The organism is Streptomyces gossypii, from assembly GCF_025165795.1.
GTDB classification, from domain to species: Bacteria; Actinomycetota; Actinomycetes; order Streptomycetales; family Streptomycetaceae; genus Streptomyces; species Streptomyces gossypii.
Genome location: NZ_JAJAGO010000010.1, coordinates 39089 through 51254, shown reverse-complemented (window position 1 = coordinate 51254; position 12166 = coordinate 39089). Strand labels below are relative to the sequence as shown.

The window sequence follows — 12166 nt, the reverse complement described above, 5'->3', positions numbered from 1 at the left end:
CCAGGCCCCGAACGCCGGTCGCCGAAGTTCCGGTCGCCGGAGCGCCGCAGCGTGGGCCGCCTCACGGCTCGCACCTCGAATCCCTGATGGCGATCCCGGTCGGCGGCGGGCTGCCGTCCGAGGTGGTCACTCCGCTGACCCGGGCCTCGCACAGATAGAGGTTCAGCCAGGATCCGTAGGACGCGATCCGGGTGACGGCCCGCATCTTCTCGGGCGTCTTCTCCAGGAAGTTCTCCACCAACGGCGCGTTGTCGGCGAGGGTCTTGGACACCCGGCCCAGCGAACCGATGTCCTCCTTCAGCGGCTTGCGGCCGTCCCGGAGGAGCCCGGCGGTGCTGATGCTCAGCTGGGACATGCCCTGGATCGCCTGGCCGATGGGCTCGCGGTCGTCGGAGAAGCCGGAGACGACCTGCTCCAGGGTGCCCACCAGCTCGGTGAACTTCGTCTCCCGCGTGTTGACGGTGTCCAGCACGGTGTTGAGGTTGGTGACCACCTGCCCGATGACCTGGTCCTTCCTGGCCAGCGTGCTGGTCAGCGAGCCGACCGTACGGACGAGGCTCTCCACGGTGGCTCCCTCGCCCTGGAGCACCTGGATGACGGACCCGGCGAGCTTGTTGGTGTCGTCCGGTGAGAGCCCCTGGAAGAGCGGCTGGAAGCCGTTGAAGAGCTGGGTCAGATCGAGCGCCGGGCTGGTGCGCTTGAGGGGAATGGTGGCGCCCGGGTCGAGTGCGCGGCCCACCGGTCCGGTGCCGCGCTCCAGGTCGATGTAGCGCTGGCCGACCATGTTGAGGTACTTGATCGACGCATGGGTGGACACCGGAAGCGTGCGGCCCTTCTCGACGGAGAACTCCACCTGGGCGTAGCGGCGCTGCACCACCTCGATGGATTCCACCTTTCCGGTCTCCACGCCGCCGATGCGTACGGAGTCGCCCTCGATCAGCCCCGTGGCGTCGGTGAACCACGCCTTGTATCTCTCGCTCTCGCCGACGCCCGTGTTGGCGATGCTCAGAGCCAGCGCGGTCGTCGCGAGGGCGGTGACGATCAGGAAGACCAGAGATTTGACGACGGTCGCGGTGAGGCTGGTGCGGGTCATTTCAGGCTCACCTCCGCGCCGCGGTAGGCGGGTCCGGCGAACACGCTGGACCAGTCGGGCAGTTCCTGCGGCCGCTTCCGGTTCTCGGCGGCCAGCAGTTCGTTGACGAGGGTGTTCTCCTGGGGCGAGTTCGCCACCCCGAGGCCGTCCTCCAGGCTGGTCAGCGCCGTTGCCTCCGTGCCTTCTGTGGATTTCGCGGGGGTGTGCCGGAGGGGCCCGGTGTACGGCACGGGGTAGCAGCGTGGCCCGCCGCCGGAGCCGTACGCGGGGTCGTCCTTGCCCGGCAGGTACGCGCCGCGCTCCTTCACCACCTGGACGTCGACGTGCAGGCCGGGCCGGTCGGTGCCCTTGCCCAGGGCGCGGTCCATGGCGGGCACGAAGTCGGCGAGTGTGCTGAGGGTGCAGGGGAAGGAGGGCGAGTACCTGCCGAAGATCTCCAGGGTGGGGCGGCTTGCCGAGACCAGCCGGATGAGGTTCCGTTCGTTCTGGCGGAGCCAGGTGGTGAGGTCCTGGGAGGTGGTGGTGACCGAGGCGTAGAGGGCGGAGAGCCCCTGCTTGCGGTCGGCGAGGGTGCTGCTGGTCGTCGTGGCGTCCTCGAGCGCGTCGATGATGTCCGGCGCCGCCTCGGTGTAGGTGCGGCTGACCTCGACGAACTCCTTGATGTCCCGGTTGAGGACGGGCAGTTGGGGGTTGAGCTTCCTCAGATAGGCGTCCAGCTCGACAATGGTGCCGCCGAGCTTCGCACCCCTCCCCCGCAGCGCCTGGGACACGGCGGTGAGAGTGGCCGACAGCTTCTGCGGCTTGACCGCCGTCAGCAGCGGCAGCAGGTTGTCCAGCGACTCCTGGAGCTCGATGGCGTTGGCGCTGCGGTCCTGCGGGATGACGCTGCCCGCCGAGAGGGGCTGGGAGGACGGCTCCGCCGGGGGCACCAGGGCCACGAACCGCTGACCGAAGAGCGTGGTGGGCAGCATCTGCGCGGTCACGTCCGCCGGCACCCGGCCGAGCGCCTCCGGTTTCAGCGCCAGCGTCAGCCGGGCCCGCGCACCGTCCGTGTCGATCCCGGAGACCTCGCCGATGACCACCCCGCGCAGCTTGACTTCGGCATGCCGGTGCATCTCGCTGCCGACGGCCCCGGTCTCTACGACGATCGTGGCGGAGTCGGTGAACTCCTTGTTGTAGACGGCCACCGAAAGCCACACCAGCAGCGCGGGGACCAGCAGGTACACCACGCCCGCGAGTCTGCGGCGGCGCGCCAGGGTGCGCTCGTCGGGGCGGGTCTTCCGGCGCGCCTTCATCCGGCCACCTTCACCGTCGTCGTGGCGCCCCAGAGCGCCAGGCTGAGGAAGAAGTCGGTGACGCTGATCAGCACGATCGCGGTGCGCACGGAACGGCCGACGGCGACACCGACCCCGGCCGGGCCGCCGGACGCACGGAAGCCGTAGTAGCAGTGCGCCAGGATCACCATCACGCTGAAGATCAGCACCTTGAGGAACGACAGCAGCACGTCGGTGGGTGCGAGGAAGAGGCCGAAGTAGTGGTCATAGGTGCCGGTCGACTGGTCGTTGAAGAGCACGGTGACGGCGCGGGAGGCCAGATAGGAACCCAGCAGGCCGATCCCGTAGAGCGGGATGATCGCGATGGCGGCGGCGACGATGCGGGTGGAGACGAGGAAGGGCATGCTGCGTACGCCCATGCTCTCCAGCGCGTCGACCTCCTCGTTGATGCGCATGGCGCCCAGCTGGGCGGTGAATCCCGCCCCGACCGTCGTCGAGAGGGACAGCGCGGCGACGAGCGGTGCGATCTCACGGGTGTTGAAGTAGGCCGAGACGAAGCCGGTGAACGCGTCGGTGCCGATCTGGCTGAGCGCCGCATAGCCCTGGAGGCCGACGACGGTGCCGGTGAAGACGGTGATGCCGACCATCACGCCGACGGTGCCGCCGATGACGCCGAGACCGCCGCTGCCGAACGACACCTCGGCGAGGAGCCGTTGGATCTCCTTGGGGTAGCGGCGCAGCGCGCGCGGAATCCACAGCAGAGCGCGGAGGTAGAAGAGCAGTTCGTCTCCCGGCCGCTCCAGCCAGCCCAGGCCGCGGCCGCGGCGGGGTCGCGCCGGGGGCTTCGCCGGTGTTCCGGTGCCGTCGCCCTCGCCGCCGCCCGCCCGGTCGGTAATCGCCATCGCTCACATCCCCTTCGACGGGACGAGCTGGAGGTAGATCGCCGTCAGGACGGTGTTCACGAAGAAGAGGATGAGAAAGGTGAAGACGACCGACTGGTTGACCACATCCCCCACGCCCTTGGGACCGCCCTTCGGGTTGAGCCCCCGGTAGGCGGCGACGATCCCGGCGATGAAGCCGAAGATCCCCGCCTTGATCTCGCTGATGTAGAGATCGGGGAGCTGGGCGAGCGCGGAGAAGCTGGCGACGTACGCGCCCGGGGTGCCGTCCTGCATGTACACGGTGAAGAAATAGCCGCCGAGGGTGCCGACCACCGAGACCAGGCCGTTGAGCAGCAGCGCGACCAGCACCACCGCGAGCACCCGGGGCACCACGAGGCGCTGGACGGGTGAGACGCCCATCACCTTCATCGCGTCCAGCTCCTCGCGGATCGCGCGGGAGCCGAGGTCGGCGCAGATCGCCGAGCCCGCGACGCCGGAGATCAGCAGGGAGACGATGAGCGGGCTGGCCTGCTGGATCATGACCAGGACGCTGGCGCCGCCGGTGAGGGACTGGGCGCCGAACTGCTCTATGAGCGAGCCGACCTGAAGGGCCATCACCGCACCGAAGGGAATGGTCACCAGCATGGCCGGCAGTATCGACACGCTGGCGATGAACCAGAACTGCTCGATGAACTCCCGTACCTGGAAAGGGCGTCGGAAGGTCAGCTTGACGACGGTCACCGCGAGGGCGAAAAGGTGGCCGATCTCGCGCAGGACGCCCAGGCCGGGCAGCGGCTTGCGCGGCGGCCGCCTGGAGCCGGAGCGCGGGGGCGCCGTCACGGCTGCCCCTCGGCGGCGAAGCTGGCGGTGATCGCCCGCTGCGCCGCCGGGGGCAGCGTGCTCAGCATGCCGAGTACGCGCTCCCGGCGGCGCAGCGCTGCCTGGCGGACGGGCAGTCCGGGGGTCGGCTCCAGCTGCGGCACGATGCGGCGCTCGGTGGCCTCGCCCACCACGATGCCGTGCAGCGCCTCCCGGTCGATGGTTGCCTGGTCCTTCTCCTCGGACATGCCGATCGGCCCGGCCCGCCGCCCGTTGAGGAACTGCTCGACCACCGGCTCGTCACTGGTGAGCAGCACCTCGCGGGGGCCGAAGGTGACCAGGCTCCGGCGGAAGAGCATCCCCATGTTGTCCGGGACGGTGGCGGCGATGTCCAGGTTGTGGGTGACGATGAGCATGGTGGCGTCGATCTGCGCGTTGAGATCGATGAGCAGCTGGGAGACGTACGAGGTGCGGACGGGGTCGAGGCCGGAGTCCGGCTCGTCGCACAGGATGATCTTGGGGTCGAGGACCAGGGCGCGGGCGAGGCCCGCCCGCTTGCGCATGCCGCCGGATATCTCGCCGGGCAGTTTCCCCTCGGAGCCGAGCATCCCGACCATGTCGATGCGCTCCATCACGATGCGCCGGATCTCGGATTCCTTCTTGCGGGTGTGCTCGCGCAGCGGGAAGGCGATGTTGTCGAAGAGCGACATGGAGCCGAACAGCGCGCCGTCCTGGAACATCAGGCCGAACAGCTTTCGGGCCTCGTAGACGTCCTTCTCGCGGCTGTTGACCATGTCGACGCCGTCGATCAGCACGCTGCCCTCTTCCGGCCGGATGAGGCCGACGAGCGATTTGAGGAAGACGGTCTTTCCGGTGCCCGAGGGGCCCAGCATGACGCTGACCTCACCCGGTGGCAGGGTGAGCGTGAGGTCCTGCCAGATGTTCTGCCTGCCGAAGGTCTTGGTCAGGCCCTCGACGACGACTTCAATCCCCATCAGTCTCCTAGCGAGGGGACCACCGGCTTCAGTCGGTGGGGGAATCGCTTCCCTGGTTTCTGGTGGTTTGCGCACGTCCCGCATGGGATCGATTCGGGCTGGACCGCAGCCTTCCGGCTGGAAGCCCCCTCCTACGGGTGGGGGAGCGGGTTCACGACACCTCCCGTGGGTCCAGGTCGTAGGGCTCAACGCCGAGGCAGATCGGGTACGGTCGGCGCGGTCCCCGCGCCGAGCACCGGGCCCTGCTGGATCTCCAGTACGTTGCCGGGGCCGGAGACCGCCGCGGTGAAGAGCGGGTCCAGGTCCTCCCGCTCGCCGCCGCACCCCCGGAACGGCGGAATGTCGATCTCCCCCTTGAGCAGGCCGCCCTCCATGAACGGGTAAGCGCCGGTCAGTTCGGTGTCCATCGGATGGGCTGAGCGGCAGTTGTCGCCCACTTCCAGGGGCACCCCGTTGACCCGTACGTCGTAGAGGCGCAGCCGCTGGTAGTAGCCGACCGAGGTGGTGGCCCGGCCGGCTTTGACGAGGTTGACGACGGTCGCGGGCTCCGTCTCGAAGGCGATCCTGGCCGACACCGGCTGGAACCCGAAGGTCAGGAAGGCCGACGCGGAATCGGGAAAGTCGAGCAGGCCCAGGGAGTCGGATTCGAGGTAGTCGACTCCGCTGACGGTCCGCTGACCGAGATTGAGATGCATCATCCCCACCTCCGCGCGGCGCGGATCGTTGATGAGCACCGCCCCGTCCTGCTTCCGTACGGTCGCGTAGCCGACTGGCACGGCGCAGAGAGAGGCGCCGATCGTGCCTTCGCTCGACCCGGGCGGCGGCTCGGGGAAGCGCTCGGGGTCCAGTTCGCCGACCGGGGGCTCGGCCGGGCAGACGGCGGCCTCGCCGCGCTGCCCGGGAGCGACGGCGATGCCGGGGGCGTCCGCGTCGCCGTCGGCGGTGCCGCCGTCCTGCGCACCGTCCGCCGGGGCACGGTCCTCGGGACCGCCGCCGCCCTCCGCGCCGCGCGCGGCGTCCGCGGACCCGCTCGGCGGGGTGTCGGGCTCACCGGCCGCCCCCTCCGGTACGGACACGGACGCCAGCCGGGTGTCCTCGCCCTCGCGCGGGGCGCAGGTCAGCTGCACGAGCCGCTGGTCCGGGCCGGGCGGGGTGTCGTCTCCGGCCGTGGTGTCCGGCAGGGTGCCGGGGTCGCTCTGCTCGTTGCGGGCGGCGCTGCGCAGCGTCAGGTCGAGCCGGTCGGCGGTGAAGGTCAAATCGCCGGGTGAACGGACGGTTACCGGGGGCACGGTGCCCGTGTGGGCGAGCTCCAGTTCCCCCTCGTCCGGTACGGGCGCGCCGGCGGCCGACAGCCCGGTCCAGCGCGCCCGGGCCCGCTCGTCGTTCTGCGCGACCTCGGTGGTCAGCGCGGCGGAGCCCTCGACGGTGGCGGCGTCCTCGCCGAGGACCTCGCCGGCGGCGGCTTTCGTGAGACTCACCCGTACGGTGAGTGCGCCCGGTTGGATGGGTTCGCCCGGGGTGCCGGTTTCCGGGAAGGTGGCGGAGATGCCGACGTTCACCGCTGTGGCAGCCGTGGCGGATTCCCCGGCGGCCGAGGAAGGTTCGCAGAGGTAACCCGCGCTGACCCGCGCCGCCTGTTCCCGCGCGGTGGAACCCGTACTCGGGAGCAGGGCGGCGAGGAGTGCCACAGAGCCCACAGAAGCCACACGCGCAACACGGTGCCGGCTCTTGGCAGTTCTCATCGGCTTTTCTCCCTGCGGAGGGCGGGGTTATCCGAATGTGCGGTGTGGCCTGGCACGGTGATTCCGCGGGCCTCTGGAGAACCGGACGTTACGTAGTAGTAACCCCGTCACGCAATGGCTCCTGCGGGAAAATTCACCGGTGCCGCCGACCTCGTTCCCCGCATTGTCCCAACGGCAGTAATTCGCCCCCGGCATTCATCCGCTGATGAGTAATTCCGCTCCCACGGCTTGACGGTGCGTGCGCCGGACGGGCCCCTGCGGCACCGCCGCGGCTGCTGTCACCCGGGTGAGTGGTCCGGCGGCGGAACCCGCACCCCGGAGAGCACTCCGTGCAGCACTCTTGACGCCAACGCCCCAGGCAGGCGCACTGAAGACACAAGGCCAGTGTCCACTGGCACGGTTTTCTCACTGTCTGTGTCAGGAGGGCTGCGCTCCGGCCCCAGATGGCCTACGTTTCAGAAGCATCCGAAGCGCCACCACGCTGCCGTCGCGCGGAGCCCCACCGCATTCCCGTCCGATACGGCGGCTACCCACACCGACGGAGTGAGGGGAAGTTGCGATGTACACCACCACGCTGCGGGTCCCGGAGATGACGCATCCTCAGGGTCTGCTGCCACCCGAGTTCGCCACCATCATGCGGCCCGAACTGCCCAGCCTCATCCGCGAGGTGACCGCCGAGATAGGCCGTTCGGTGCCCGAATACGCGGAGGTCATGGCAGGCCCGTACGCCCGCGCCGTACAGCACCTCGTGGACCAGAGCCTGTCCACCTTCGTCGAGAAGGTGGGCGACCCGCGCTTCTCCACCTCCCAACGCGACAAGCTCATCCGCCGCTTCGGCCGGTTCGAGGCGTACGAGAACCGCAGCCTGGACACGATGCAGGCATCGCTCCGCATCGGGGCCAGACTCGCCCTGCACCGCGCGAAGACGGTCGGCAAGCGCTACAACCTCTCGCCCGCACTCCTGATGACCTTCGCCGACGCGCTGTTCGCCTACCTCGACGATCTCGTGCAGATCGCCCGTGAGGGATACCTGCAGGCGAGAGCCGAGATGGACCAGGGCCAGGACAGCCGGCGGCGTCTGCTGCTCCAGTTGATCCTCTCCGGCTCCGCCACCTCGTACAAGGCGCTCGCCGACGCCGCCGACCGCACGAACTGGCCACTTCCGGACGAGGTCACGCTGCTGGCCGTCAGCCCGGAGGCCAAGCCGGACCGGGGCGCGCTCAGCGCCGACATCCTCACCGACTTCGAGGACCCGCAGCCGCACCTGCTCATCCCCGGCCGCATCGACGACGAACGACGCCAAGTGATCGCCACAGCCCCCGGCCACCTGCGGGCGGCGGTCGGGCTCACGGTGCCGCTGGGGCAGGCCGCCGAATCACTGCGCTGGGCGCGCCGTGCTCTCGCCCTGGTGGAGAACGGCGTGATCGCGGAGGCACCGGTCACCTACTGCGAGGACCACCTCGTCACCCTCTGGCTCTTCGCCGACCCGGAACTCCTGGAGAAACTGGCGGAGAGACAGCTGGCACCCCTCGCGGAGTTCACGCCGAACCAGCGTGAACGGCTCATCGACACCCTGCGCGCCTGGATGGACACCCGGGGGAACGCGGTGCAGATGGCGGAAATCCTCCATCTGCATCCGCAGACGGTGCGCTACCGGCTGCGCAACCTCGACCGCGCCTTCGGCAGCCAGCTGACCGAACCGGACCCGCGATTCGCCCTCGAACTGGTCCTCCGGGCACTCCAGTTACGTGGGCAGACCGCCGCAGCGCCCCCGGACCGGCCCAGGGCCCAGGGACGCGGCCTGCTCTAGGGTGTGTTGCGCCCTGGCGGCCTGCGGTCAGCAGGTGGGGCTCGGGGTCGGACTCGGACTGGTGCTGGTGACTGGGCTGTTGCCCGGGTTGCCGGAGGGTGCGTCGGAATCCTCGGTCGGTGACGGTGAGGGGGACGCCGTGCCGGACGGGCACTCGGTGGGCGTGGGGTCCGGGCTCGCGCTGTCGCTCTCGGTGGGGGACGGGGAGGGCGAGTCCGAGCCATCGTCGCCGCCGCCGGTCGGCCCGGGGGTGGGCCGTGGGGAAATGCCGCCAGGGCCGTCCGAACCGCCGCCGCTGCCACCTCCGTTGCCGCCACTCTCCTTCCCACCGCTGCCGTTCCCGGCCCCGCCGCCGCCCGAACCCGTGTCGATGCCGCCGCCCGGCTTCTTCCCGCCCGGCGTACGCCCGGAGCCGTCTCCTTCGCCTCCGCCGCCGCCCTTGTGGCCACCGGGCTTGTCCGGCCCGCCCGCGCCCGGCGAGGTAGGCAACGTGCCCTCCCCGTCCGGCACGGAGTGCGTGCCCTCGCGGTAGAACTGCAGCCACGACAGGACCGTGCGCACATATGCCGACGAGTGGTTGTAGCTCAGGATCGCGGCCCGCAGATCGGCGGCCCGCGCCAGGTCGCGGTCCCCCGCGCACAGGTAGCGCCCCGCCGCGAGGGCCGCGTCGTAGACGTTGTTGGGATCGGCACGGCCGTCGCCGTTCCCGTCGCTTCCCCAGATGGCCCAGGTCGAGGGTATGAACTGCATCGGGCCGACCGCGCGGTCATGCGTGAGGTCGCCGTCCCACGCGCCGCCGTCCGTGTCGGTGATCCGGGCGAACCCGTTCCCGTTGAGCTGCGGGCCCAGGATGGGCGAGAGGGTGGTCCCCTCCTTGTCCACCGCACCCCCGCGGGCCTGCCCCGACTCCACCTTGCCGACTGCCGCGAGCAGTTCCCACGGCAGGCCGCAGCCGGGGTCGGACCCGGCGAGCCGCTGCTCCGCCCTGCGGTAGGCGGCCAGCACGGTCGCCGGGATGCCCGCCTCGGCCCCCCGCAGGGCGGGGAGCCCGCCCGGCCCGCCGGAACTGCCCGTGCCGCCGGGGGCACCGGGCGAACCGATGCCGGTCCTCGGCGAGTTCAGCGGCGGTAACTCGGTGTGGTACGAACCGTCCCCGGGGCTGCCGGTGCCTCCGGCGTTCCCGGGAAGCGCGGGCCCGCCCCGCTCCTCCCCGGCCGAGGCAGCGCCCGGCGCCTCGTCCGCCGGGCCGATGCCCGGTGCCTGGGAGGCGGTGATGGCGGCCATCGCCGCCGTCGCCAGGGCGGTGGCGCTGACTCCCCTGCGCAGCCTGCCGCCTCTTCTCCTGGGCTGCGTTTCAGGAGCCGCCGCGTGCCGGGCCCGGTACCGCGCCATGGACAACCGCCTTCCCCGGAGATGCCGTGGATTCTCAGCAGCACGAGATTAGGCACGGAAATTCGGGCACGCAATGCACAGCCGCGACTATTCGCCGGCACCCGCAATTCAGCTGGTTTCCTTGTGCGGGAGGCAGCAGTCGGCGGCAACGCCTCATACGGAAATGAGCATCGCCTGCGCGGTGCGGCGCCACGCGGCTTCAGCCCGCGTAGAGCGCTTCGATCTCGTCCGCGTACGCGGCGGCCACCGCCGCCCGCCTGACCTTGAGCGAGGGCGTGAGCATTCCGTTCTCCTCCGTGAACTCCCCCTCCACCAGCCGGAAGGCGCGAATGGACTCGGCCCGGGAGACGGCCTCGTTCGCGTAGTCGACAGCCCGCTGCACGTCGGCGAGCAGCTCCGGGTCGGTGCGGAGCGCCGCGAACGGCGTCTCCGGGGACCGCTTGTGTACGTCCAGCCAGTGGGCGACGGCCTCCGGCTCCAGGGTGATCAGGGCGGCGACACAGCGGCGCCCCTCCCCGACCACCATGCACTGGGCGACCGGCGGACGGCTGCGCAGCCGGTCCTCCAGCGGCGCGGGCGAAACGTTCTTGCCGCCGCTGGTGATGAGGAGGTCCTTTTTGCGCCCGACGATGGTCAGATAGCCGTCCTGGTCCAGCTCCCCCAGGTCACCGGTGGCGAACCAGCCGCCGTCCAGGGCCTCTTCGGTCGCCGAGGGGTTGTTCCAGTAGGAGCCGAAGACGATGCCGCCCTGGATGAGCACCTCCCCGTCGCCGGCGATACGTACGGCCGTGCCGGGCACCGGCCGGCCGACGGTGCCGGGGCGCGGGTCCAGCGGCGGGGTGAGGGTGGCGGCGGCGGTCGTCTCGGTGAGGCCGTATCCCTCGTAGATGACGACCCCGGCGGCGTAGAAGAAGAGGCTGAGGCGCCTGTCCAGCGGGGAGCCGCCGCTGATCGCGTAGCTGAGACGGCCGCCCAGTTCCTTGCGGATGCGCCGGTAGACGAGCCGGTCGTAGAGGCCCCAGGCGAGGGTGAGCCCGATGCCGGGGCCCGGCCCGGTGCCGAGGAGGTCCTGGAGCCGGCGCTCCCCGTACCGTACGGCGATGCGGTCGGCCCGCTCGAAGGAGGAGCCCCGGCCCATCTTCTCCGCCGTCGCGCGTCCGGTGTCATGGATCTTCTCGAACAGATAGGGCACCCCGACGATGAAGGTCGGCCCGAAGCTCTTCAGTTCCGGCCGCAGTTCGTCGGGCCTGATGCTGGGGCAGTGGCCGATCTCGATGCGCGCCCGCAGGCAGGCGATCTGGATGGTGCGGCCCAGTATGTGCGCCAGCGGAAGGAAGAGCAGGGTGGACGCGCGCCGGCCGGTGACCTCCGTGAAGACGGGGTGCAGCAGCTCGATCGTGTTGGCCGCCTCCGCCAGGAGGTTGGCGTGGGTGAGCACACAGCCCTTGGGGCGTCCGGTGGTTCCGGAGGTGTAGCAGAGGGTGGCGGTGGTGTCGGGAGTCAGCGCCGTACGCCGCTTGGTGATCTCCTCGTCCGGCACCTCGCGGCCCAGCTCGGCCAGCTCGGCGAGCGCGCCGCCGCTCAGGGCGGGCCCTGACCCGCCCTCGATCTGCCAGACACGCGGCGGCACGTCCAGACCGGCCGCGGCGGTCTGCGCCGTCCGGGCGTTCTCGGGCGTCTCCACCACGGCGAAGCGGGCACCGGAGTCGGAGAGGATCCAGGCGAGCTGTTCGGCGGAGGAGGTGGCGTAAACGGGGACCGTCTGGCCGCCCGCCGCCCAGACGGCGAAGTCCAGCACGCACCACTCGTACCGGGTGCGGGCCATCAGGGCGACCCGGCCGCCCGGCTCCAGGCCCGCGGCCACCAGGCCCTTGGCCGCGGCGGTGACGTCACGGGCGAAGTCCGCGGCGGTGACGCTGTGCCAGCGGCTGCCTGCCTTGCGGCGGATGACGACGGACGAGGGGGCTTCGGCGGCGTTGGTGAAGGGGATGTCGGCCGTGCTGCCGGTGGTGGGCGGCGTGACGAGCGGCGAGGCGCGGGCCTCGCGGACGGCGCCGTCCTCCCGTACCAGCTCCATCGGGACGCGGTCTGCCAGTCCGGAGCGCCGCCTGGCCCTCTTCAGATCCTTCCGCACTCCCATGGTTCTGCTCCTTCGCGGCT

General features: G+C 70.7%; 9 protein-coding genes. 1 reads left to right on the top strand and 8 read right to left on the bottom strand.

Annotation, left to right across the window (positions count from 1 at the left end; genetic code table 11):
* Window positions 1-61: 61 nt before the first annotated feature.
* The 6 genes from LHJ74_RS21305 to LHJ74_RS21280 all read right to left on the bottom strand — a co-directional run bounded on the left by LHJ74_RS21305 (window position 62) and on the right by LHJ74_RS21280 (window position 6750).
* Window positions 62-1093: an MCE family protein gene (locus LHJ74_RS21305; RefSeq protein WP_260219725.1), complete on the bottom strand. Its 1032-nt coding sequence runs from the start codon at window positions 1091-1093 to the stop codon at window positions 62-64.
* Entirely contained in the window at window positions 1090-2388 is a 1299-nt protein-coding gene (locus tag LHJ74_RS21300; RefSeq protein ID WP_260219724.1) for an MCE family protein, read from the bottom strand. The genes LHJ74_RS21305 and LHJ74_RS21300 overlap by 4 nt, the downstream gene beginning before the upstream one ends.
* The gene (locus LHJ74_RS21295) at window positions 2385-3269 is read right to left on the bottom strand and encodes an MlaE family ABC transporter permease (protein WP_260219723.1); all 885 of its coding nucleotides are present in this window, start codon (window positions 3267-3269) and stop codon (window positions 2385-2387) included. The genes LHJ74_RS21300 and LHJ74_RS21295 overlap by 4 nt, the downstream gene beginning before the upstream one ends.
* A gap of 3 nt (window positions 3270-3272) precedes the next feature.
* Entirely contained in the window at window positions 3273-4088 is an 816-nt protein-coding gene (locus tag LHJ74_RS21290) for an MlaE family ABC transporter permease (RefSeq protein WP_375546792.1), read from the bottom strand.
* Entirely contained in the window at window positions 4085-5062 is a 978-nt protein-coding gene (locus tag LHJ74_RS21285; RefSeq protein ID WP_260219722.1) for an ABC transporter ATP-binding protein, read from the bottom strand. The genes LHJ74_RS21290 and LHJ74_RS21285 overlap by 4 nt, the downstream gene beginning before the upstream one ends.
* 185 nt (window positions 5063-5247) lie before the next feature.
* The gene (locus tag LHJ74_RS21280; RefSeq protein WP_260219721.1) at window positions 5248-6750 is read right to left on the bottom strand and encodes a DUF6801 domain-containing protein; all 1503 of its coding nucleotides are present in this window, start codon (window positions 6748-6750) and stop codon (window positions 5248-5250) included.
* 613 nt (window positions 6751-7363) lie between these two features.
* Here LHJ74_RS21280 and LHJ74_RS21275 point away from each other — a divergent pair.
* Window positions 7364-8614, top strand: a complete 1251-nt coding sequence (locus tag LHJ74_RS21275) for a PucR family transcriptional regulator (RefSeq protein WP_260219720.1) — start codon at window positions 7364-7366, stop codon at window positions 8612-8614.
* A gap of 27 nt (window positions 8615-8641) precedes the next feature.
* Here the strand turns inward: LHJ74_RS21275 and LHJ74_RS21270 are convergent, their stop codons facing one another.
* Window positions 8642-10006 carry a lytic transglycosylase domain-containing protein gene (locus LHJ74_RS21270; protein WP_260219719.1) on the bottom strand — a complete coding sequence of 455 codons (1365 nt, stop codon included), beginning with the start codon at window positions 10004-10006 and terminating at the stop codon, window positions 8642-8644.
* A gap of 199 nt (window positions 10007-10205) precedes the next feature.
* Window positions 10206-12146 (bottom strand): AMP-dependent synthetase/ligase, encoded by a 1941-nt coding sequence (locus LHJ74_RS21265; protein WP_260219718.1) that lies wholly within the window; start codon window positions 12144-12146, stop codon window positions 10206-10208.
* Window positions 12147-12166 lie beyond the last annotated feature (20 nt).